We start from the raw sequence: 21,843 nt of genomic DNA on the forward strand, positions 1-21,843 counted from the left end.
GACTCCGAACGGGTTCGAGCACGAGAGTTCGAAATATCGAACGCAGTTCGGAGATTCGATCAGAAGGTAGGGGTGGGGTCCGGGTGCGTCAATGGTTCGAGCATGAGAAAGCGGGACTGAGTGAAACCTGTGGTGAACCACGGGCCGCGCCCGGCGAAACCGTTCCACCACGGGCCCCTGGAGGTTACCGTTCGGTAGACAACGTCGTCCCGGAGGTGCCCGTATGACGCCCGACCGTGCCGTAGGCCTCGCCGAGTCCGCCCGCGCGCTGGCCGACGGGGAGGTGACGTCGCGGGCGCTCGTCGCTCAGGCGCTGGCGCGCATCGAGGCTACCCAGGAGTCGCTCAACGCCTTCCGGGTGATCCGGACGCAAGCCGCCCTCGCCGAGGCCGAGGCCGCGGACAAGGAGCTCGCCGCCGGCGGGCGCCGGCCACTGCTGGGCGTTCCGGTCGCGGTCAAGGACGACATGAACGTGGCGGGCGAGCCGACGGCGTTCGGGTGCGGCGGGGTGTTCCCGCCCGTCGCCGAGGACGGCGAGGCGGTACGGCGGCTGCGCGCGGCCGGGGCCGTCATCGTCGGCAAGACCAACACCTGCGAACTGGGGCAGTGGCCGTTCACCGAGGGGCCCGCGTTCGGAGCGACGCGCAATCCGTGGAACCCGGAGCACACTCCCGGTGGCTCGTCCGGCGGTTCGGCCGCCGCGGTCGCCGCCGGACTCGTTCCCGCCGCGCTCGGCTCGGACGGCGCCGGCTCGGTGCGGATCCCCGCGTCCTGGACCCATCTGATCGGCATCAAGCCGCAGCGCGGCCGCATCTCGACCTGGCCGCGCGGCGAGTCGTTCCAGGGCATCACCGTCAACGGCACCCTCGCCCGCACCGTGGCCGACGCGGCCCTCCTGCTGGACGCGGCCGCCGGCAACCACGACCTCGATCCGCACCGTCCGCCGGCCGTCGACGCCTTCGAGGCGGCCGGCCGCGACCCCGGCCGGCTGCGTATCGCGCTCTCCCTCAAGCCGCCGTTCACCGCCCTGCCCGCCCGCCTGCGGCCGGAGGTGCGAGCCAGGGTCGTCCAACTCGCCGAGAAGTTGAGCGCGTTGGGGCACGTCGTCGAGGAGGCCGATCCGCCGTACGGCCAGATCGGGCTGACCTTCCTCCCCCGTGCGACGGCCGGTATCGCCGAGTGGGCGAGCGAGGTGCCCACCCCCGCGCTGCTCGACCCCCGCACCCGCAGCGCCGCCCGCCTGGGCCGGCTGCTCGGCGGGGCCCCGCTGCGGGCGGCCCGGCGCGCGGAGGCGGTCCTGCACCGTCGTATCGGCGCGTTCTACGAGTCGTACGACGTCGTCCTCGCGCCCACGACCGCCGCTCCCCCGCCCCGGATCGGCGCGATGCTCGGCCTCGGCGGATTCGCCACCGACCGCGCGATGATCGCCGCCTGCCCCTACGCCTGGCCCTGGAACGTGCTGGGCTGGCCCGGTGTCAACGTCCCCGCCGGATTCGTGGGCGGCCTGCCCGTCGGCGCCCAGTTGCTGGGACCGGCGAACAGCGAGCCCCTGCTGATCTCGCTGGCGGCCCAGTTGGAGGCGGAGCTGCGCTGGCACGAGCGGTGGCCGCCGCAGCAGGACGAGACGGCACCCACGGCAGTCGCCTGACGCCAACTCCTGGGCCCAGGACCTACCCTGTGGTCATGGGGGATGCTTCGATGGTCGGGCTCATGGGACGGGTCACGGGGACGATCGGGCCCGGACTCGTCGGCGAGGTGATCGTCCGGGTGCGCGGCGGCGCCGAGCACTTCCTCGCCTATCCGGCCACCGGCACGGACCGCATCGAGCGGGGCACGGTGGTGATGGTGGTCGAGTACCAACCGCCGCGGACCGTCTACGTCCAGGCCGCATACGACAGTTGAGCCGCCCCGGCGCGGGTGGGAGCCGGCCGCGTCAAGGTTTCGGCAAGGATCCGCCGACGTCTGTACCCGGGCGTCGCGCGGGCGCACACTCCCTTGCGTTCGGTGCCGAAAGGGCGCCAGGCAAAGGGGGCGTATGCCGATGGTCGTCGGCGTCGTGGCGGGAGCGGCCGTAGCCGCCGTTCTCGTGCTGATCGGTGTGTTCAAGATGATGTGGCGGGTCGCGGAGCCGAACGAGGCGCTCGTCATCTCCGGTTCCAAGCATCGTACGGAGGGCCTCGAGGAGGGCATGGGCTTCCGTATCGTCACCGGGCGCGGCACCCTGGTGCTGCCCGGTGTGCAGGCGGTGCGCAGGCTGTCGCTCGACCTGAACGAGACAGAGTTGCAGGTGGACTGCGTGACCCATCAGGGCATTCCGCTGAAGGTGCGGGGCGTGGTCATCTTCAAGGTGGGCGACGACTTCGTGTCGATCGCCAACGCGGCCCGCCGTTTCCTGGACCAGCAGAAGCTGATGTCGGAGCGGGTGCACAACGTGTTCGCCGGTCATCTGCGGTCCATCGTCGGCGGGTTGACGGTCGAGGACATGATCCGCGACCGCGAGAAGCTCACCGGGCAGACCCGGGCCGCGTGCGGCACGGAGATGGAGAAGCTGGGGCTCATCGTCGACTCGTTGCAGATCCACGAGATCGAGGACCCCACCGGGTACATCCAGAACCTGGCCGCCCCGCACGCGGCGGCCGTCCAGCGGGACGCGCGTATCGCGCAGGCCGAGGCGAACCGGCTGGCCACGGAGGCGGAGCAGCAGTCGTTCGCGCGGATGGCCGAGGCCACCCGGGACAGCGAGATCCTCCAGGCCGGCTACCAGGCCGAGCGCGACAAGGCCGCCGCCAAGTCCCGCCAGGCCGGGCCGCTGGCCGAGGCGGCCGCCCGGCAGGAGGTCGTCGTGCAGGAGACGCGGGTCGCCGAACTGGAGGCGCACCGGCGCGAGCAGCAACTCCAGGCGGACGTCCGTAAACCCGCCGACGCGCAGGCGTACGAGAAGCGCACGCTGGCGGAGGCCGAGCGCGACGCGCGGATCTCGGCGGCGCAGGCCAAGGCGAAGGAGACGGAGCTGGCTGCCGCCGCGGAGGCGACCCAGGTCAAGACGGCCGCGGGTGCCGAGGCCGAGGCGACCAAGACGCGCGGCGCGGCCACGGCGGCGGCGACCCGGGCCACGGGTGAGGCGGAGGCCGCCGCCGCTCAGGCCAGGGGACTCGCGCAGGCCGAGGCGACGAAGGCGCAGGGTCTCGCGGAGGCGGAGGCGATCAAGGCCCGCGCGGCCGCCCTCGCGGAGAACCAGGAGGCGGTGGTCGCCCAGCAACTCGCCGAGAACTGGCCGGAGATCGTCCGGGCCGGCGCGTCGGCCTTCGGCAGCGTCGACAACATGGTGCTGCTCAACGGCGCCGACGGCATGGCGGACATGTTCGCCAAGGCGCTCACGATGGGCGGTACGGGACTGGGGCTGGCCCGCCAGTTGCTGGCCTCGATGAACCAGAACGGGCAGGCCCCGAAAGAGGCGTCGTCCCTCAACGGGCTCGCCCAGAAGGTGCCGGTGGACGAGAAGTGACCTTCACGCGTAACCGGTGACCCTCCACGCGTAACTCACGGGGGCAGCCCCTAAGGTGCCCCCGTGAGCACGCTTACCGATGAGAACGTTCCGGGCCGCCACGGCCCCACCGCCACCACCGAAGCCGACCCCCGCCGCGTCGGCAAGGTGCGCACCGAGTACTCCCCCGCGCACGACGGCGACCCCGACCCCGGGGAGATCGTCTGGACCTGGGTCCCCTTCGAGGAGAACGACGGGCGGGGCAAGGACCGCCCGGTGCTCGTGGTGGCCCGGGAGGCCGCCGGGACCTTTCTCGCCGTGCAGTTGTCCAGCAAGCGGCACGACGGGGACCGCGAGTGGGTCGCCATCGGCAGCGGGCCGTGGGACCGGTCGGGGCGTGACTCCTGGGTCGACGTGGACCGCATCCTCCGCCTGCACGAGGAAGGCATGCGCCGGGAGGCCTGCGCCCTGGACCGCGGGCGGTTCAACCTGGTCAGGCACCGGCTGCACGAACGCTACGGCTGGACCTGACGCTCCGGGAACGCCCGGCCGAAAGCGGCTCGAACCGGGCTGTCCGGCGTGCGGTCCAGGATCCCGAACACCACCTGCTCGAAGGCCCCGGCGAACCGCCCGCCGGGCCCGAGCAGTGCCCGGAACACCCCCGCCACCTGCGCCGGGTCGTTCTGGAACACCCCGCAGCCCCACGCGCCCAGCACCAGGCGCCGGTACCCGTGTGCCGCGGCCGTCTCCAGTACGCGCTCGGCGCGTGTCGCGAGCGCGTCCGGCAGCTCGGCCATGCGCTCCGGTGCCGTGCGCCGTATGACACCCGCGTTGGGCGCGGCGGCGGTCAGGAAGCCGGCGGTGTACGGCTCGTCCAGCAGGCGGCCGCGGTCGTCACGGAAGACGGGCACGGCGGGTGAATGGATGACACGGTCCGTGTAGAACGGGTCGCGGTGGGCGCGATGGTGGTCGTAGAACTCGCGGGCTTCCAGAAGGCAGGTGTACAGCGCCGAGGCGCGGCACAGGGCCTCCTCCTGGGCCTGGGCGCCGTTCAGATAACCACCGCCGGGGTTGCGGGCCGAGGCGAAGTTCAGTACGGCCGCGCTGCCGTCGATGCGGCGGGCGGCTTCCAGGCTGCTCTCGCCCGTGACCTCGAAGAACGTCTCAGCCACGGAGGCCTCCGGCACCGGCACCGGGTCCGGCCCGTGCATCCGGGTCCCGGCCCGTGCCGCCTCGATCGCCGCCACGAGGGACACCTCGCGGCCGCCCGGCGCACGGTACGCGCCCTCCGCGACGATCCGTTCCGTCTCCTGTGCGATGCCGCGCAGGCGCGCGCTCATGGCGCCACCCCCGTGTGCGCCATGACCGCGCTCCGCGCGATCTCCCCCGTCGTGCTCATGCACCGATCCTGGGCGATGCTGGTCATGCGGTGCAATGGAATTTCCCGGTCCGCGACGGCCTGCGCGAACGACCGGAAAAGCCCTCGGAAACACGGGGCGTGCGGAGATTACCGACCCGGAACGTGCCGGTACGCACCCTTGTGCGATGCGACGTGAGGGTCTTGGGTGGGACGAGTGTGCCGACCCGGCCCGCGGGATCCGAGGGCCGATGGCATCGTGGACTCTCAGGAGGATCCCGACATGTCCGATTCGGTAAGTGACTGTACGGAGCAACCCCGCACCGCAGTCACCGAAGCCGAGGTGGAGGCCCTGGTCAGGGGCATCTGCTTCAAGACCGGCCCGCCCCGCACCCTCGGGGTCGAAGTGGAATGGCTGGTCCATGAGCTGCGCAGCCCGCAGCTCCCCGTGACACCCGAACGACTCGAAGCGGCCTACGCCGCACTGCGGACCGTGCCTCTGACGTCGGCGCTCACCGTCGAACCCGGCGGCCAGCTGGAGCTCAGCTCGCCGCCCGCCGCCTCCCTGATGGAGTGCATCGGTACCGTCTCCGCCGACCTCGCCGCCGCCCGTGCGGTCCTGCGCGAGCACGATCTCGGTCTCGTCGGCATCGGCAACGACCCCTGGCACTCGCCGCGCCGGTTCCTGCGCGAGCCGCGCTACGACGCCATGGAGGCGTGCCTGGACCGGGTGGGCCCGGCCGGCCGCGCCATGATGTGCACCTCGGCCTCCGTGCAGGTCTGCCTGGACGCCGGTTACGAGGAGCCCGGCCCCCTCGGGCACGGGCGGCGCTGGTGGCTGGCGCACCAGCTGGGGGCGGTGCTGGTCGCCGTGTTCGCCAACTCCCCGCTGGCCGGGCGCGAGCCCACCGGCTGGCTCTCCACCCGGCAGCTGCTGTGGACGGAGATCGGCCCGGGCCGCGCGGGCGCGCCCCCACTGGACGGCGATCCGCGGTCTGCCTGGGCGCGGCACGTGCTGGACGCGCCGGTGATGTGCGTACGGCGGGACGGCGGCCCGTGGGACGTCCCGGACGGCCTGACATTCCGGGACTGGACCAGGTCGGGGGCGCCCAGACCCCCGACCCACGAGGACCTCGACTACCACCTCACGACGCTGTTCCCGCCGGTCAGACCGCGCGGCCATCTGGAACTGCGCATGATCGACGCGCAGCCCGGTGAGGACGGCTGGATCGTGCCGCTCGCGGTGACCACCGCGCTCTTCGACGACCCCGAAGCCGCCGAGACCGCCTACCGCGCGGTGAAGCCGCTGGCCGAGCGCGCCCTCGCGCTGTCCGCGCCGCACAACCCGCTGTGGATCGACGCGGCCAGATCCGGGCTCGCCGATCGCGAACTGCGCGAGGTCGCCGTGGAGTGCTTCGCGGCGGCCCTGGAGGCGCTGCCCCGGCTGGGGGCCACGACCGAGGTCACGGAGGCCGTCGCGGCGTACCGCGACCGCTATGTCGTCAAGGGCCGCTGCCCCGCCGACGACCTGCTGGACGAGCTCTACGGCACGGACCTCCCCCACTATCGACGTCGCTCGAGCGGGGGCTCCCCCAACCTGCACGGGAAGGACATCCGCACATGACCGACCCCGCCCTCGACGCCGACACACTCCGCGAGCGGGCGCTGACCACCCTCACCACCGCCCGTGCCCGCACGACCTTGCTGACCAGCTGTGTCGAAGACCCCGACCTCACCGCCCAGCACTCGCCGCTGATGTCTCCGCTGGTGTGGGACCTGGCGCACATCGGCAACCAGGAGGAGCAGTGGCTGCTCCGGGCGGTCGCCGGACGGGAGGCGATGCGGCCCGAGATCGACGGCCTCTACGACGCCTTCGAGCACCCGCGTGCCGAACGTCCCTCGCTGCCCCTGCTGCCGCCTACGGAGGCCCGGCACTACGCGGCCGAGGTGCGTGGCCGGGTGCTGGACATCCTGGAGAGCACCGCGTTCCACGGGACGCGGCTGACCGAGGCGGGCTTCGCCTTCGGGATGATCGCGCAGCACGAGCAGCAGCACGACGAGACCATGCTGATCACCCATCAGCTGCGCAAGGGCCCGCAGGCCCTGACCGCCCCCGACCCGGAACCGGTGCCGCTGTTCACGGGGCCGTCCGAAGTCCTGGTCCCCGGCGGCCCGTTCACCATGGGCACCTCCACCGAGCCCTGGGCGCTGGACAACGAACGCCCGGCGCACCGGCGCGAGGTGCCGCCGTTCTACATCGACACGACGCCGGTGACGAACGCCGCGTACCAGGCGTTCATCGACGACGGCGGCTACGACGACGACCGCTGGTGGACGCCGCAGGGCTGGGCGCACATCCGCGCCCACTCCATCCACGCCCCGCTGTTCTGGCGCCGGGACGGCGGACAGTGGCTGCGCCGTCGGTTCGGCGTCACGGAGGTCGTACCGCCTCAGGAGCCCGTCCTGCACGTGTGCTGGTACGAGGCCGACGCCTACGCCCGCTGGGCCGGGCGGCGGCTGCCCACCGAGGCCGAGTGGGAGAAGGCGGCCCGGTACGACCCGGCCGGGGACCGCTCGACGCGCTACCCGTGGGGCGACGCCGACCCCGCTCCCGAACACGCCAACCTCGGCCAGCGCCACCTGCGCCCGGCACCGGCCGGCAGCTACCCCGAGGGTGAGTCGCCGCTCGGCGTACGGCAGTTGATCGGTGACGTGTGGGAGTGGACGGCGAGCGACTTCCTGCCGTACCCGGGCTTCCAGGCCTTCCCGTACAAGGAGTACTCGGAGGTGTTCTTCGGCCCCGAGCACAAGGTACTGCGCGGCGGTTCGTTCGCCGTGGACGCGGTGGCCTGCCGGGGCACCTTCCGCAACTGGGACTATCCGATACGGCGGCAGATCTTCTCCGGGTTCCGTACGGCCCGCTCCACGGGGGACGTCTGATGTGCCGTCACCTGGCCTACCTGGGAACCGAGGAGCCGCTCGGCCGACTCCTCGTGGAACCCCCGCACGGCCTGTACCGCCAGTCGTGGGCGCCTCGGCGGCAGCGGTACGGGACTGTCAACGCCGATGGTTTCGGGGTCGGCTGGTACGCCGAGGGGGACCCGGTGCCGGCGCGGTACCGCCGGGCCGGTCCGATCTGGGCGGACCTGTCCTTCGCCGATCTGGCCCGGGTCGTACGCACGACCGCGCTGCTCGCCGCCGTACGGGACGCGACGGTGGCGGGCGCCGACGGTGAGGCCGCGGCGGCGCCGTTCGCCGCGGGCACCTGGCTGTTCAGCCACAACGGTGCCGTGAAGGGCTGGCCCGGCTCGATGGCCCCGCTCGTTGCGACCGTGCCCGCCGTGGATCTGCTGTCGCTGGAGGCCCGCAACGACTCCGCGCTCGTCTGGGCGTTGGTCCTGGCCCGTCTGCGCGGCGGTGACGACGAGGGGCAGGCGCTGGCCGACACGGTCGTGGAGGTCACCGAGGCCGCCCCGGGCTCCCGGCTCAACCTGCTGCTCACCAACGGCGAGTCCATCACCGCGACCGCCTGGGGCGACACCCTGTGGTATCTGACCCGGCCCGGCGGCGGCACCGTCGTGGCCTCCGAGCCCTACGACGACGACCCGCACTGGCGTGAGGTCCCCGACCGCACCCTGCTGGCGGCGAGCCGCACCGACGTGCTGCTCACCCCGCTCAAGGACCCGAGCGACACCCTGGCAACCGCACCCGCACGACCGGAGGAGCCCAGCACGTGAGTCCGTTCCGTGTCACCCGCACCCTGCCCGAGGACGCCACCGACGCCGCACTGCGCGCCGACGTTCTGAAGGGCCTGACGAGCACGCCGAAGACGCTGCCGCCGAAGTGGTTCTACGACGCGCGGGGAAGCGAACTCTTCGATCGGATCACCGAGTTGCCCGAGTACTACCCGACGCGCGCCGAGCGCGAGATCCTCGTCGACCGGGCCGCCGAGATCGCCGCGGCGACCGGCGCCCGCACCCTGGTCGAGCTGGGCTCCGGCTCCTCGGAGAAGACGCGGTATGTCCTCGACGCGCTGACCGCGCTGCACACGTACGTCCCGGTCGACGTCAGCGAGAGCGCGCTGACCCAGGCCGGGCAGGCGCTCGTCGAGGAGCGGCCGGGCCTGAACGTGCATGCCCTGATCGCCGACTTCACGGGCGGACTGGCCCTGTCGGACACGCCGGGCCCCCGGCTGGTGGCGTTCCTCGGTGGCACGGTCGGCAATCTGCTGCCGGCCGAGCGGGCGGCGTTCCTCGCCTCTGTGCGCGAGCTCCTCGCCCCCGGCGACGCGCTGCTGCTCGGAACGGACCTGGTGAAGGACGAGAAGGTCCTGGTCGAGGCGTACGACGACGCGGCCGGGGTGACGGCCGCCTTCAACAAGAACGTCATGAGCGTGCTCAACCGCGAGTTGGGCGCCGACTTCGAGCCCGAGGCCTTCGACCACGTGGCGCTCTGGGACGCGCGCAACGAGTGGATCGAGATGCGGCTGCGCTCCCGTACGGCACAGACGGTGAAGGTGCCCGCGCTCGAGCTCGCCGTGGACTTCGCGGCGGGCGAGGAGATGCGCACCGAGGTGTCGGCCAAGTTCCGCAAGGAGGGTGTGGGCGCGGAACTGTTCGCGGCCGGGCTGGAACTGGCGCACTGGTGGACGGACGGCGAGGGTCGCTTCGCCCTGTCACTGAGCGTGGCACGGTGACGGACGGCTCGCGCGATGCCCCGCCTTGGGGCACGGTGGAATGACGCGTGACAGATCCGCCACGGCGGAGTCACGGGAGAGGAGCACCCACATGACGAACCACACCTATCGGGTCACGGACATCGTCGGCACCTCGCCCGAGGGCGTGGACCAGGCCATCCGCAACGGCATATCGCGGGCCTCGCAGACCCTGCGCAACCTGGACTGGTTCGAGGTGACCGAGGTGCGCGGCCAGCTCGACAACGGGGAGATCGCGCACTGGCAGGTGACCATGAAGGTCGGCTTCCGCCTGGAGGAAGCCGAGTAGCACCGGCCGGTCGGTACCTCGCCCTCAGGTCCGCCCCTCCTGCTCCTGCGCCACCTTCAGCGCGGCGGAGGGGGCGGTCCAGCGTGCCCGTACGACGGAGAAACCGGCCCGCTCGGCGTCCTCGCAGACCAGCTCGTCGTCGTCCACCAGAACCCGGATCTCCCGGGTGCGGGCGAGGCGGCGCAGGATCTCCAGCTTGGTACGCCGGGCGGGCCTGCGGTCGTCGTTGCGCCGCATGTACACCCGCCCCTCGGGCAGCCCGTGCGCGGCGAGCCAGTCCAGCGTGTCGCGCCGGCAGCGCTCGGGCCGCCCGGTCAGATAGCGCACCTCGCACTCCTCGGCGCACTCCAGCGCCAGCGCGATGCCCTCCGTGATCGGCGGGTCCTGCGGGGCGGCCGCGAAGAAGCCGTCCCAGTCGCGCGGTTTGCGCTCCAGGAAGTGCTGCCGGTGTGCCGTGTCGGCGAGGGTGTTGTCCAGGTCGAACACGGCGAGCGGGAGTGCGTTGCGGTCGGTCACACCCCTCACCCTAAGGCGCCGTGTCTGACGGTGCTCGACCTTCCTGTCGGGAAGCTCAAGTCTCCTGCCGGAACCGCGCCATGACGCGTTGCCGTCGATCAGCGAGTGCACCGGTCCGACGCCGCCCCGACGAGTCTCCCGTCGGGCACCGCGTAGGCATCCGCGAACTCCACCCTGTCGAGGGCGACTTCCTCTACGCCCGCTGCCTGCTGGAGCCCCGGCGCGGCGAGGCTGGTGCAGCAGTGCCCCTGCGCTCAGTCGTCGTCAGCTGGGGACGGGCCAGCCACGAAGCAGGGCGGCGATCTTGGCGCTCGTGCAGGTGGAGTCACGCAGCAGGTCGCGCAGGGCGAGCGCGTCATCGCGGGTGGGTTTTACCGGGATCCCGGAAGCCTCCAGGTACATCACGCCGGTCGCCGCGGCGACGGCCATGTTGGAGCGTTCCAGCCAGCGGCAGCGGCCGAGGATGTGTACAAGGGCCGCGGCGCGGGCGTAAGGGCCGTCGTAGATCGGCTGCTCCAGGAGTTCGGCCGTGTGGCAGGCGACGGCTGCCACCGGCACGCCGTAATCGTCGGGTGCCGGGTCTCCGGCGCCCGCCAGCTCCGCGACCTGGAGGATCCAGGGGACATCGATACGCAGGTCCATCAGGCGGCGTGGGCTCCCGGTGCCTTGCGGTCGGCGTCCTCGGCCTCGTCGAAGAGCTGCTGGTGCTCGTCGAGGAAGCGGCGAGCGGCGTCCAGGCCGCGCTGACGCAGGCCCTCGGCGTCGTCGCGGACGAGACGGGTGATGTAGTCGCCGAGGTCCAGGCCTCGGTCCTTGGCCCGGGCCTGGGCGAGTTTCTTGACTTCGGGGTCGACGCGGACGCCGAGCTGGGTCTTCGCCATACCCGAACGGTAACAGCTGTTACCACACAGGGGCCAGGTGGCGGGAAGCCCAGGCGTCTACCGTTGACCTCGGGGCCAGGCCCGCTGACCGGGCCCGCTGACCAACCCCTCAAGGTCACGGGAGGCGCCATGCGAAGGGCTCGCGCTGCTCGGATGATCAAAGCTGCCGCGTTCGTCGGCATCGTAGGCCTGGGCAGCGCCGGCGGCGTGGGTACGGCCTACCCGCCGGCGCAGGCATGGGCCAGTGCGCCGACGCAGATGGTCACCTCGACAGCTCCCACTGTGGACCTTCCTGCCCCGGACCAACTGCAGTCGGCACTGCTGAGGGCCGACGATCTCGGGCCGGCCTTCACGCAAAAGCCGACCACCGGCCCGTCGCCGTCCCAGCCGGAAGACGCAGCGAACGAAACCCGATTCGCAGGCTGCCAACCCTTGGCAGGACTACTGAACGGCACGGGAGACGACGGCCGCTCGAAGAACCCTCGAGCCGTGGCCATATTCACGAGCCGGGACGGACGCGTTGCTGTGTATGAAGCGCTGACCGCTGAGCCGCCCGCCGTACTCGATGACGACTATGCGCAAACCAAGCAGGCTCTGGAGTCCTGCGGTTCCATCAGCCTGGTATCTGCCGGTCAAACGATCAAGTTTTCGCTGACCCCGATCCGTTTCGGCGGCCCTGACTCGTCCGCTGTACGCATGGACGCCACCCACCAAGGGGTGCTCGTCAACGGTTACATCGCGATCGAGCGGCTGGGTGAGAGCGTGGCCCTGGCTTACGCCTTCTTCCAGGTTGGTGGAGGTTCTTCGCAGCTGGCGAGCCACTTCTACCAGCGCGCCGCCGACAAAGCACGGACGACTCTCGATCTATGAACTGCCGCAGGCCACCACCCAGGCTTGGATCACCAGGGCGGCGACGTGCCGTCGAGCAGATCTCAGAGAGACTTGCTCATCAACCTCTCGTCACCCACTGGACAAGAGCCAGCGCACCGGGTCGCACCCGAATGGCAGCAGCACCAGCCCCACGGCCGCCGCGAACACCCCGAACATTCCCCAGTGCTGGATCGGTAGGGCGAACAGCGTGTGTTCATTCCACTCTCGGTTCACGTACCGACCCACGAGCCAGTTTTCAGCCCCTCCCAGACCGACCCAGACAAGCGCCCCTGCTGAGTCTCCGATCGCCGAGCCTTCTCCGAGCGCCAAGACGCCGGCCGCCTGATCCAAGACAAAGAGCGGAACGATGGGACCAACGACATACAACACGATCGTCAGCAATCCGTAGCCCGACCAGACAATGGTCACGGTCCTCTGCCCTTCTCCCACCCTGGCCTCAGCGAGCCGCAGTTGTCCGTCGGCCCGCAGCTTGGCCCACAGATATGGGGACCCCTCCCGGAAGCACCGACTCCTTCAGCCGGCACCGGGGCCCAGCGACATCCCGCGGGTGGCCGCCGATCCTGCGGGTTCGGTCAAGCGCTGCTGACCACAGCGCGTGCCGAACGGCGATGCGCCGATCGCGCGAAGGGGGGCAAGGGAGCATGCCTGAGACCAGGCCCGAAGAGGTCTTCGCCGGCCACGTGCACGAGTGGCACAGCGAAGAGGGGTGGGGCGTGCTCGCTTCTCCAGGCCGGCGGTTTCCGAGAGTTGACCACCGGTCAGCCTGTCACCCTCTCGGCCGAGGAAGCTGAGCAGGACGAGTAGCAGGATCTCGTGCAGCCGCTGCCAGGTCCCGGGCCAGGCTGACTCACACAAGGGACCAGCTGAGGCAACCTCTCGCCCTTGGTGGCCGCACAGGCCCCGCAACCCCGGCAACCTTCGCGCGCCGGGCGGCCACTGCTGTGCGACACGGCACGCAGGCGGAGGCGGGAGGCCCCATGGGCGGCACGGTGAGCGGCAGGCGCGGTGCGGCGGTCTGGACGGCGGCGGCGGTGAGTGCGGCGCTGCTGGCGGTGTGGAGCCCGGCGGACGAGGCGTACGGCGCGACGACGCTGGTCGTGGCGACCGACGGGAGTGACTCCGCGCCGGGCACCTTGGAGCGGCCGCTGCGGACCGTCCAGCGGGCCGTGGATCTGGCGAAGCCCGGCGACGTCATCGCCGTACGCGCCGGCACCTACACCCTCACCGACAACATCACCATCACGAGCTCCGGGACCGCCGGCCAGCCCATCACCCTCGGCGCCCACCAGGGCGAGCGCGCGGTCATCGACGGCGAGCAGCTGCCCGCCAGTCACACACCGGTCGGCGGCAGCATCCCGCGGGCCGAGCGCGGGGCGATCCACATGGAGGCCTCGTACTGGCGTATCTCCGGCCTGGAGCTGGTCAACGGTCCGTACGGGGTCTATTGCGACGGGTGCAATCACAACGTCTTCTCGCGGTTGTCCACGCACGACAATTACGAGTCCGGATTCCAGCTCCAGGGATCGTCCAGCGACAACCAGATCCTGAACCTGGACAGTTACGGCAATCGCGACCCGCGCAAGAACGGCGAGAGTGCCGACGGCCTGGCCATCAAGGAGGGCAGCGGAACCGGCAACGTGGTGCGCGGCGCCCGGTTGTGGAACAACGTCGACGACGGGTTCGACGCCTGGAAGTTCACTTCGCCCATTCTGATCGAGAATACGATCACGTACGGCAACGGCTACAACCGCTGGAACTTCCCGGACTTCTCGGGCGACGGCAACGGCTTCAAGATGGGCGGCGGCAGCCCCGCCCCGGCCGTCGGCCACAGCCTCCACAACACGATCGCGTTCAAGAACGCGGCGCACGGCGTCACGGACAACGGCAATCCCGGTTCCCTGACCCTGACCCGCAACACGACCTGGGCCAACGCCGGCACCGGCTTCGACGCCGACGTGGCGGGCGGCACCGCCACCCTCACCGCCAGCCTGTCCGTCGGCGACGCCCGCGCGGCGGCCGTCGGCCCGGGAACGGTGGCCAAGGGCAACTCATGGAACCTCGGCGGGGCTTGGGACGCGTCGTCAGTCCTCAGCACCGACTCGGGGGCGATCACGCGCCCGCGCTCCGCCGATGGCTCGCTGCCGTCGGCCCCGACCTTCCTCGTGCCTCGGAGCGGCGCGGCCGTCGGCGCCCGGTTCTGAGGCGCCGGGTTCGGACGGGCCGGAATGGGCCGCACGGGCCGCACGGTCGGATTTGAGACAGTCCGGCCGGAAGACATGGTCCGGACTATTTCCGGGAAGCCGCTTTTCGCAGGCCACGGAAGGCCGGGAAAGGACCACGAGGGACGTCAATGCGCCACCGGAGTACGGCAATTCAACCCTGCGGTTGATTCTTCAAAGAGCCCGCTGCCATACTCCGGCTTCCGGCTCCGCCGCCGTCGCCGCCGCTCACAGCCCCCCACCCCCAACAAATCCCGCGTTCCCGCATGTCCGGCATGCCGCAGCAAAGAAGGTGCGCCTGTGTCCGAGTTTTCACCTTGGCACGACAATTCTTTCACATACGCTCCCCCGACCAATGAACCGGCGCCGTCCCAGCGCATATCCGAAGACCCCGAATTTCACTTACTGCGCCGCGCCCAGCGCAGGTTCGGAGTCCGTGCGACGCTCCTGTCGGTCGGCGGATTCCTGCTGTACGTGCTTCTGTCGCATTCCGTCCCCGGCCTGATGAACCAGCGCCTGCTCGGCCACCTCACCCTCGGTCTCGCCCTGGGCCTCGGACAGTTCGTGGTGATGGGCGTGACCGCCTGGTGCTACGTCCGCCACATGCGCGCCCGGGTCGACCCGCTCGCCCGTGGCCTGGCCTCGCGGCTGAAGCAGCACACGGCACGGCCGAGCGCCCCGCCCGCCTCCAGGGGGTACCGCACGTGGTGACCATGTCCGAAGGCATCGTCGACCGGTTCAGCCTGCAACTGACGTTCGTGCTGTTCCTGTCGGTGGTCGTGGTCACGCTGTTCATGGCGCTGCTGACGGCCCCTCAGCGCGACGAGATCAGCGAGTTCTACCTCGGCAACCGCACGATGTCCCCGCTGCGCAACGGCCTCGCCATGTGCGGCGACTACCTCTCGGCCGCGACCCTGCTGGGCAGTACCGGCCTGGTCGCCCTCACCGGATACGACGGTCTGCTGTACCTCGGCGGCACGGTCGTCGCCTGGATGATGGTGCTGCTGCTCGTCGCCGAACCCCTGCGCCGTGCGGGCAGGTTCACGCTGGGCGACACGCTGGCCCTGCGCCTGACCCGGCTGCAACGCCCGGCGCGGCTCGCCCTGGCCGTGTGCACCCTGGCCATCACCACCCTGTATCTGGTGGCCCAACTCGTCGGCAGCATGGCCCTGTTGACCCAGTTCACCGGCGAACCCAGCGCCGGAACCCGAACCCTGTGTGTGGTGGTGATCGGCACCATCGTCATCGTGTACGCCGCCATCGGCGGCGCTCCCGGCGCCACGGTCATCCAGATCATCAAGGCCGTGATGCTGGTGGCGGGCGTGACGATCACCGCGGTCATGGTGCTCCACCACTACGACTGGAACCCGGGCGCCCTGTTGTCCGCGGCCGCGGACAACAGCGGCACCGGCACACAGTTCCTCGAACCCGGACTGCGCTACGGCGTCAGCACCACCAGCAAGCTCGACTTCTTCAGCCTGGAACTGGCGATCGTCCTCGGCCTCGCCGCCCTCCCCCACGTACTGATGCGGCTGCTCGCCCCGCGCAGGGTCGACGTCCTGCGCTCCTCCGTCGTGTGGGCGGTGGGCCTGGTCGGCCTGGTCTGCCTGGCGGCCGGGGTCCTGGGCCTCGGCGCCACCGCCGTCGTCGGCCGGGAGACCATCGCGGAGACGGACCACAAGGGCGACTCCGCCGTCCTGCTGCTGGCCAACGCCCTCGGCGGCGGCATCCTCACGGCGCTGCTGTCCTGCCTCGCCTTCGTCACGCTGCTCGCCGTCGCGGCCGGCCTCACCCTCGCCGCCGCGTCGTCCCTCGCCCACGACCTGTACGGCGAGGTGATCCGCAAGGGCCGCGCGAGCGAGACCGAGGAACTGGCCGTCGCCCGGCTGTCCGCCGTCGTCATCGGCGTCCTCGCCATGATGCTCGCCCTCGTCTCCTGGGGCGCCAACACCGCGACGCTCGCCTTCCTCGCCTTCGCCATCGCGGCGTCCGCGATCCTGCCGACGATCGTGTACACCCTGTTCTGGCGCCGCTTCACCGGCGAGGGAGCGCTGCTCAGCCTCTGGGGCGGCCTGCTCTGCTCGGTCCTGCTGGTCCTGTTCTCCCCTGTCGTCTCCTCCGCGCCGGGCTCGTTCTATCCGGACTCCGACTTCGCCTGGTTCCCGTTGCAGAACCCGGGCATCGTCTCCATCCCGGCGGGCTTCCTCCTCGGCTGGCTCGGCAGCGTGCTGAGCGGCCGCCAGGAACGTCAGGAGGACGCCGCCTACGCGGAGTTCGAGGTGCGGATGCTGGTGGGCGCGAAGGAGTAGGGGATGCTTCTGCCATGCCTACCCGTACGTTTCTGATCGGCGCCGCCCGCGAGCGCCCCTGCACGCTCGTCGTCTGCCGGGGCTGCTGCTGCGGCAATCCCAGCAAGCACCCCGGCACCGATCACGCCTGGCAGGTGGAGCAACTGCGCGTCGCGGGGGCCGAGCACGGCTTCGAGGTCCGTACGACCGACTGCCTCGGCCCCTGCGACCAGGCCAACGTGATCGTCGTCCAGCCGTCGGCCGCGGGGCGCCGGGCCGGCGGGCGGGCCACCTGGGTGGGCTTCGCGATGGACGACGACTGCACGGAGGAGATCGTGCGATGGGCGGCCGCGGGCGGCCCGGGCCTCGCGGAACCGCCCGTCACGCTGGAGCTGCAGTTCATCCGGCCACCACGGGACGCACGGGTGCGGTCACGCCGCTGAACCCGGTCCGGTCCCGGGTCGATCCCCGGTCAATTGTTAATGGGATCCATTTTCATGTAGCGTCCTCGGTGTTCACCCACCGAGGAGGTCCGTCATGGCTGTCCCGAAGCGGAAGATGTCCCGCAGCAACACCCGCCACCGCCGCGCCCAGTGGAAGGCGAGCACGCCCCAGCTCGTGCCCGTCACCATCGACGGCGTCAGCCACCTCGTGCCGCAGCACCTGGTCAAGGCGTACGAGCGCGGGCTGCTGCGCCCCGAGGGCTGACCGGGGATGCCGTACGAGAGCCGTCTGCCCGTCACCGTCCTGTCCGGGTTCCTCGGGGCCGGCAAGACGACCCTGCTCAACCATGTGCTCGCCAACCGCGAGGGCCTGCGCGTTGCGGTCATCGTCAACGACATGAGCGAGGTCAACATCGACGCCGCGCTGGTGCGGGGCGGCGAGGCCGCGCTGTCGCGGACCGAGGAACGCCTGGTCGAGATGACCAACGGGTGCATCTGCTGCACCCTGCGCGACGACCTGCTGGAAGAGGTCGACCGGCTCGCCCGCGAGGGCCGCTTCGACCATCTCCTCATCGAGTCGTCCGGCATCTCCGAACCCATGCCCGTCGCGGCCACCTTCGCCTTCGCCCGCGACGACGGCGCCACCCTCGGCGATCTCGCTCTCCTGGACACCATGGTGACGGTCGTCGACGCCGCGAACTTCCTGTCCGAGCTGGACAGCGGCGAGGAACTCGCCGAGCGCGGCCTCGACCAGTACGAGGAGGACGAGCGCACCGTCAGCGATCTCCTCGTCGACCAGGTCGAGTTCGCGGACGTCATCGTGCTCAACAAGCTGGACCTGGTGGACGACGTCACGGCGGACCGGCTGCGGGCGGCCCTGCGCCGGCTCAACCCCGCCGCGCGGCTCGTCGACGCCGTACGCGGACGGGTGCCGCTCCAAGAGGTGCTCGGCACGCGGCTGTTCGACCTGGAGCGCGCCCAGCAGGCGCCCGGCTGGGTACGGGAGCTCAACGGCGACCACGTGCCGGAGACCGAGGAGTACGGGATCTCCTCCACGGTGTTCCGCTCCGCGGCGCCCTTCCATCCCGGGCGGCTGTGGACCTTCGTCACCGAGCAGCTCGACAGCGGCGCCTACGGGAAGGTGCTGCGGTCCAAGGGGTTCTTCACCCTCGCCAGCCGCCCGCGGGTGACGGGCCTGTGGTCGCAGGCCGGCTCCGTCGCCCGCTTCGAGCCCAGCGCCGCGCGGGACACCGACGCCCCGTACGCGCAGGAGCTGGTGTTCATCGGCACGCATCTGCACAAGGAGGCACTGCAGGCCGCCCTGGCCGACTGCCTCATGGCCGGCGGTGAGGGCGTGCCGTCCGCCGACCCGTTCCCGGCCTGGGACACATACGGTGTCGACTACGCCTGCGAACACGAGCACACGGCTGAGCTCCAGGTGTCCGCTCACTGACTCCCCCGCACCCGGCCCGCCTATCCTGGTGAGGGGCCGGTCCTGCTCGCAGAGCGCGAGAAGGGAGCCGCTGGTGACCGGGCGGACGATCGACAGGGCGGCCGCGGACACCTTGCGGCGGGCCAGGGACGCCGCCGCCCGTGAGGCGTGGGCCGAGGCGTACCGGCTGCTGGGCGGCCTGGATCCGGCCCGTCTCACCCCCGACGACTGCGCCGTTTTCGCCGACGCCGCCTGGTGGACGAGCCGGATCGAGGAGTCGATCGTCCAGCGGATGCGGGCCTATTCCGGGTATGTCGCGGCGGGCGCGGCCCGGGAGGCGGGGCTCATGGCCTGGCTGCTCTTCTACGAGCACCAGCTCGCCGGGCGTACCGCCGTTGCCGCCGGCTGGCTGCGCCGGGCGCGGGCGCATCTGCGGGGCGAGCCGGAGTGCGTCGAGCAGTGTTATCTCGCCTGGGTCGATGCCGAGGCGGCGCAGGAGCGGGGTGCGTTCGACGAGGCGATGGCCGCGGCCCGGCGCATGGCGGGGATCGCTCGGCGCTGCGGCAGCCCCGATCTGCTGGCCATGAGCGTGCAGGCGCAGGCGGGCGTGCTGGTGTCCCAAGGGCACCTGCGTGACGGACTCGATCTGCTGGATGACGCCATGTGCGCGGCCATGGCGGGTGAGCTCAGCTCCTTCTTCACCGGCTGGACCTACTGCCTGGGCCTCCAGCAGGCCATGGCGTGCGTCGACCTGGAACGCGCCGCCGAATGGACTGACGAGGCCATGCGGTGGTGTGCGTCCATGCCGGAGGAGAACAACTACCGCGGACTGTGCCGGGTGCACCGGGTCCAGGTGCTGGAGCTGCGCGGCAACTGGGCCGAGGCGCTCGCCGAGGCCGAGCGGGCCTGCGCGGAACTGCTGCCGTACGAGCGGCGGATGGCCGCCGAGGCGGTCTACCTGGTCGGCCAGATCCAGCGGCGGCGCGGCGACCTCACCACGGCCGGGGAGTCGTACGACCGCACCCATGAACTCGGCCGCGACCCGCAGCCCGGCCTCGCCCTGCTCCGCCTTGCCCAGGGGAAGGCCGACGCCTCGGCGACGGCCCTGCGACTCGCCCTGGCGAACGGAGCCGAGGCCGGTGGTCTCGAGCGGTGCGGGTTGCTCGCGGCCCAGGTGGAGGTGTGCCTGGCGCTGGGCCGGACGGCCGAGGCCGACACCGCGGCCGGGGAGCTGCGGTCCCTGGCGCGGGAGTGGCAGCGGCGGTGCGGTTCGGCGACCACCCTGCTGCACGCGAGCGCCGCCGCCGCCTCCGGCGCGGTGGCCTTCGCCGCCGGTGACGTCGGCCGCGCGCTGCCCCTGCTGCGCCGGGCGCTGGCACTCTGGCTGGAGCTGCGGGTGCCGTACCAGGCCGCCCAGGTACGGATGACGCTGGCCGCCGCCGACCGTGCCGCCGGGGACGACGAGACTGCCCGGATGGAGCTGCGGGCCGCGGAGCAGGCCTTCCGGCAGCTCGGCGCGGTACCCGACGCTCGGCGGGCGGCTGCCCTGCTCGCCGATGTGCGCCCGGGGCGGCCCGGCGGGCTCACCGAGCGGGAGATCCAGGTGCTACGGCTGGTCGCGGCGGGCCGCACCAACCGGGCCGTCGCGGCGGAACTCGTCATCAGCGAGCACACCGTCGCCCGGCACCTCAACAACATCTTCGCCAAGCTCGACGTCTCGTCCCGGGCGGCGGCGACGGCGTACGCGTACCGGCACGGCATCGCCTGAGGCCGCCCATGGGCCGTTCTGCCCATGCCGGGATCGTCGGCGATGGGTGATTCCGGCGATGAATCCGGCACCGCTCCGGCGTAGACCGGAGAGGTACCCCTTCCCGACCCGGAGCCGAAAGCAGGTGGGGTCATGGCCACCTACACACCCACGCTGGACGGCAGACTGCTGGACCGGCTGCGCGGAGCCGTGCGCGGGGCCATCGTCGAGCCCGGCGACCCGGTCTACGACGAGGCCCGCAAGGTCTACAACGCCATGCACGACAAACGACCCGCGATCATCGTGCGGGCCGTCGACGCCGGCGATGTCATCGCCACAGTGGACTTCGCCCGCGAGCAGGGCCTGCCGCTCGCCGTACGCGGCGGCAGCCACAGCGTCCCCGGCTACGGCACGTGTGACGGCGGTGCCGTCCTCGACCTCGGCCTGATGCACGGCATCCGCGTCGACCCCGAGAGCCGCACGGCGTGGGTCGAGGGCGGCTGCACCTGGGCGGACGTCAACCACGCCACCCACGCCTTCGGGCTGGCCACCACCGGCGGGATCGTCTCCACCACCGGCGTGGGCGGCCTGACGACGGGCGGCGGCATGGGCCACCTTGCCCGCCGCTGCGGTCTGGCCTGCGACAACCTCGTCTCGGTCGACCTGGTGACGGCCGACGGATCCTTCGTGACCTGCACCGACGCCCAGCACGGCGACCTGATGTGGGCGGTGCGCGGGGGCGGCGGGAACGTCGGGGTCGTGACGTCCTTCGAGTTCCGGTTGCACCCCGTCGCCGACATCCTCGGCGGGCCGACCTTCTTCCCGCTCGACGGCGACGTGATCCGCCGGTACCGGGAGCTGGTCGCCGAGGCGGACGACAACCTCGGCGCGCTGCTGATCGTGGGGCTCGGACCGCCGGTGCCGTTCCTGCCCGAGCGCTGGCACGGGCGGCCGCTGTGCGGCGTGGTCGCCTGCTGGAGTGGACCGCAGCAGGAGGACGACCTGATCCGGGACCGGGTCGCCGCGCTCGGGCCGGTGCTGGGCCGGCACCTGGAGCGGATGCCCTACCCGGTGATCAACACCCTGTTCGACGACCTGGTGCCCGCCGGGCTCTACCACTACTGGAAGGGCGCCTTCATGCAGGGCCTGCCGGACGGAGCCGTCGACGCCTTCGTGGAGTACGGCGCCACGACGCCCTCGATCCAGAGCGTGACGGTCGTCTTCCCCATCGACGGGGCCTGCCACCGCGTCGGACCCGAGGAGACCGCCTTCTCCTACCGGGACGCCGACTACTCCATCGCGCTCAGCCCGACCCTCACCACCCGGGAGGACTGCGAGGCCCAGAAGGACTGGGTGCGCGCCTTTCACGGGGCGCTGGAACCGCACTCCATGGAGGGCGGATACGTGAACTTCATGGACGCCGACGACCGTGACCGCGTAAAGGCCAACTACCGCGCGAACTACGCCCGTCTCAGCGAGCTGAAGCGACGGTACGACCCGGGGAACCTGTTCCGCCTGAACCACAACATCACGCCCTGAGGGCTCCCGAGGAATCCTGCGGGCTGCCAGGTGTTGAACCCGG

General features: G+C 71.4%; 23 protein-coding genes. 18 read left to right on the forward strand and 5 right to left on the reverse strand.

Annotated features, from left to right (window positions below; all coding sequences use genetic code 11):
- Positions 1 to 223: 223 nt before the first annotated feature.
- The 4 genes from IF78_RS0117515 to IF78_RS0117530 all read left to right on the forward strand — a co-directional run bounded on the left by IF78_RS0117515 (position 224) and on the right by IF78_RS0117530 (position 4,015).
- Positions 224 to 1,648 (forward strand): amidase, encoded by a 1,425-nt coding sequence (locus IF78_RS0117515; protein WP_031482379.1) that lies wholly within the window; start codon positions 224 to 226, stop codon positions 1,646 to 1,648.
- A 35-nt stretch (positions 1,649 to 1,683) separates the two neighbouring features.
- On the forward strand, positions 1,684 to 1,902 hold the full coding sequence (locus IF78_RS0117520) for a hypothetical protein (RefSeq protein WP_031482380.1): 219 nt from the start codon (positions 1,684 to 1,686) through the stop codon (positions 1,900 to 1,902).
- 133 nt (positions 1,903 to 2,035) lie between these two features.
- The gene (locus IF78_RS0117525) at positions 2,036 to 3,505 is read left to right on the forward strand and encodes an SPFH domain-containing protein (protein WP_031482381.1); all 1,470 of its coding nucleotides are present in this window, start codon (positions 2,036 to 2,038) and stop codon (positions 3,503 to 3,505) included.
- Positions 3,506 to 3,568: 63 nt separating this feature from the next.
- Entirely contained in the window at positions 3,569 to 4,015 is a 447-nt protein-coding gene (locus tag IF78_RS0117530) for a type II toxin-antitoxin system PemK/MazF family toxin (RefSeq protein ID WP_031482382.1), read from the forward strand.
- Here IF78_RS0117530 and IF78_RS0117535 read toward each other — a convergent pair.
- Positions 4,000 to 4,824, reverse strand: a complete 825-nt coding sequence (locus IF78_RS0117535; protein WP_031482383.1) for a TIGR02452 family protein — start codon at positions 4,822 to 4,824, stop codon at positions 4,000 to 4,002. The two genes, IF78_RS0117530 and IF78_RS0117535, sit on opposite strands and share 16 nt — an antisense overlap.
- A gap of 300 nt (positions 4,825 to 5,124) precedes the next feature.
- Here IF78_RS0117535 and egtA point away from each other — a divergent pair, with 300 nt between their 5' ends.
- From egtA to IF78_RS0117565, 5 genes are all read left to right on the forward strand, one after another.
- Positions 5,125 to 6,465 (forward strand): ergothioneine biosynthesis glutamate--cysteine ligase EgtA, encoded by a 1,341-nt coding sequence (gene egtA, locus IF78_RS0117545; RefSeq protein ID WP_031482384.1) that lies wholly within the window; start codon positions 5,125 to 5,127, stop codon positions 6,463 to 6,465.
- Positions 6,462 to 7,781, forward strand: coding sequence for an ergothioneine biosynthesis protein EgtB (gene egtB, locus IF78_RS0117550; RefSeq protein ID WP_031482385.1), 1,320 nt, complete (start codon positions 6,462 to 6,464; stop codon positions 7,779 to 7,781). Before egtA ends, egtB begins: the two co-directional genes overlap by 4 nt.
- On the forward strand, positions 7,781 to 8,578 hold the full coding sequence (gene egtC, locus IF78_RS0117555) for an ergothioneine biosynthesis protein EgtC (RefSeq protein WP_031482386.1): 798 nt from the start codon (positions 7,781 to 7,783) through the stop codon (positions 8,576 to 8,578). The genes egtB and egtC overlap by 1 nt, the downstream gene beginning before the upstream one ends.
- Positions 8,575 to 9,537 (forward strand): L-histidine N(alpha)-methyltransferase, encoded by a 963-nt coding sequence (gene egtD / locus IF78_RS0117560; RefSeq protein ID WP_031482390.1) that lies wholly within the window; start codon positions 8,575 to 8,577, stop codon positions 9,535 to 9,537. Before egtC ends, egtD begins: the two co-directional genes overlap by 4 nt.
- A 91-nt stretch (positions 9,538 to 9,628) precedes the next feature.
- Positions 9,629 to 9,844 carry a dodecin gene (locus IF78_RS0117565; RefSeq protein ID WP_031482392.1) on the forward strand — a complete coding sequence of 72 codons (216 nt, stop codon included), beginning with the start codon at positions 9,629 to 9,631 and terminating at the stop codon, positions 9,842 to 9,844.
- A gap of 24 nt (positions 9,845 to 9,868) precedes the next feature.
- Here IF78_RS0117565 and IF78_RS0117570 read toward each other — a convergent pair whose 3' ends face one another.
- From IF78_RS0117570 to IF78_RS0117580, 3 genes are all read right to left on the reverse strand, one after another.
- Positions 9,869 to 10,360 (reverse strand): phosphatase domain-containing protein, encoded by a 492-nt coding sequence (locus IF78_RS0117570; RefSeq protein WP_031482394.1) that lies wholly within the window; start codon positions 10,358 to 10,360, stop codon positions 9,869 to 9,871.
- A gap of 264 nt (positions 10,361 to 10,624) precedes the next feature.
- A complete protein-coding gene (locus IF78_RS0117575; protein WP_031482396.1) occupies positions 10,625 to 11,002 on the reverse strand; it encodes a hypothetical protein in 378 nt (125 codons plus the stop codon).
- Positions 11,002 to 11,241, reverse strand: coding sequence for a hypothetical protein (locus IF78_RS0117580; RefSeq protein WP_031482397.1), 240 nt, complete (start codon positions 11,239 to 11,241; stop codon positions 11,002 to 11,004). The genes IF78_RS0117575 and IF78_RS0117580 overlap by 1 nt, the downstream gene beginning before the upstream one ends.
- Positions 11,242 to 11,394: 153 nt before the next feature.
- On the opposite strand from IF78_RS0117580, the gene IF78_RS48460 reads away from it, so the two are divergent.
- Positions 11,395 to 12,111, forward strand: a complete 717-nt coding sequence (locus IF78_RS48460) for a hypothetical protein (protein WP_158751427.1) — start codon at positions 11,395 to 11,397, stop codon at positions 12,109 to 12,111.
- 90 nt (positions 12,112 to 12,201) lie between these two features.
- On the opposite strand, the gene IF78_RS0117590 is transcribed toward IF78_RS48460, so the two are convergent.
- Positions 12,202 to 12,540 carry a hypothetical protein gene (locus IF78_RS0117590; protein ID WP_158751429.1) on the reverse strand — a complete coding sequence of 113 codons (339 nt, stop codon included), beginning with the start codon at positions 12,538 to 12,540 and terminating at the stop codon, positions 12,202 to 12,204.
- 569 nt (positions 12,541 to 13,109) lie between these two features.
- On the opposite strand from IF78_RS0117590, the gene IF78_RS0117595 reads away from it, so the two are divergent.
- The 8 genes from IF78_RS0117595 to IF78_RS0117630 all read left to right on the forward strand — a co-directional run bounded on the left by IF78_RS0117595 (position 13,110) and on the right by IF78_RS0117630 (position 21,800).
- Complete coding sequence (locus tag IF78_RS0117595; protein ID WP_031482403.1) at positions 13,110 to 14,333, forward strand: right-handed parallel beta-helix repeat-containing protein; 1,224 nt, start codon at positions 13,110 to 13,112, stop codon at positions 14,331 to 14,333.
- Between the two features lie 423 nt (positions 14,334 to 14,756).
- Positions 14,757 to 15,062 (forward strand): DUF485 domain-containing protein, encoded by a 306-nt coding sequence (locus tag IF78_RS50875; protein WP_244889799.1) that lies wholly within the window; start codon positions 14,757 to 14,759, stop codon positions 15,060 to 15,062.
- A 2-nt stretch (positions 15,063 to 15,064) separates the two neighbouring features.
- Positions 15,065 to 16,660 (forward strand): solute symporter family protein, encoded by a 1,596-nt coding sequence (locus IF78_RS0117605; RefSeq protein ID WP_425314620.1) that lies wholly within the window; start codon positions 15,065 to 15,067, stop codon positions 16,658 to 16,660.
- A gap of 14 nt (positions 16,661 to 16,674) precedes the next feature.
- Positions 16,675 to 17,082: a (2Fe-2S) ferredoxin domain-containing protein gene (locus IF78_RS0117610; RefSeq protein ID WP_031482409.1), complete on the forward strand. Its 408-nt coding sequence runs from the start codon at positions 16,675 to 16,677 to the stop codon at positions 17,080 to 17,082.
- A 94-nt stretch (positions 17,083 to 17,176) separates the two neighbouring features.
- Positions 17,177 to 17,347 carry a 50S ribosomal protein L32 gene (rpmF, locus tag IF78_RS0117615; RefSeq protein WP_003996023.1) on the forward strand — a complete coding sequence of 57 codons (171 nt, stop codon included), beginning with the start codon at positions 17,177 to 17,179 and terminating at the stop codon, positions 17,345 to 17,347.
- A 6-nt stretch (positions 17,348 to 17,353) separates the two neighbouring features.
- Positions 17,354 to 18,535 carry a GTP-binding protein gene (locus IF78_RS0117620; RefSeq protein WP_031482412.1) on the forward strand — a complete coding sequence of 394 codons (1,182 nt, stop codon included), beginning with the start codon at positions 17,354 to 17,356 and terminating at the stop codon, positions 18,533 to 18,535.
- Between the two features lie 73 nt (positions 18,536 to 18,608).
- A complete protein-coding gene (locus IF78_RS0117625) occupies positions 18,609 to 20,282 on the forward strand; it encodes a helix-turn-helix transcriptional regulator (protein WP_031482413.1) in 1,674 nt (557 codons plus the stop codon).
- 132 nt (positions 20,283 to 20,414) lie between these two features.
- Positions 20,415 to 21,800: an FAD-binding oxidoreductase gene (locus IF78_RS0117630; RefSeq protein WP_031482415.1), complete on the forward strand. Its 1,386-nt coding sequence runs from the start codon at positions 20,415 to 20,417 to the stop codon at positions 21,798 to 21,800.
- Positions 21,801 to 21,843 lie beyond the last annotated feature (43 nt).

Source organism: Streptomyces bicolor, from assembly GCF_000719285.1.
In the GTDB taxonomy this organism is placed as follows: Bacteria; Actinomycetota; Actinomycetes; order Streptomycetales; family Streptomycetaceae; genus Streptomyces; species Streptomyces bicolor.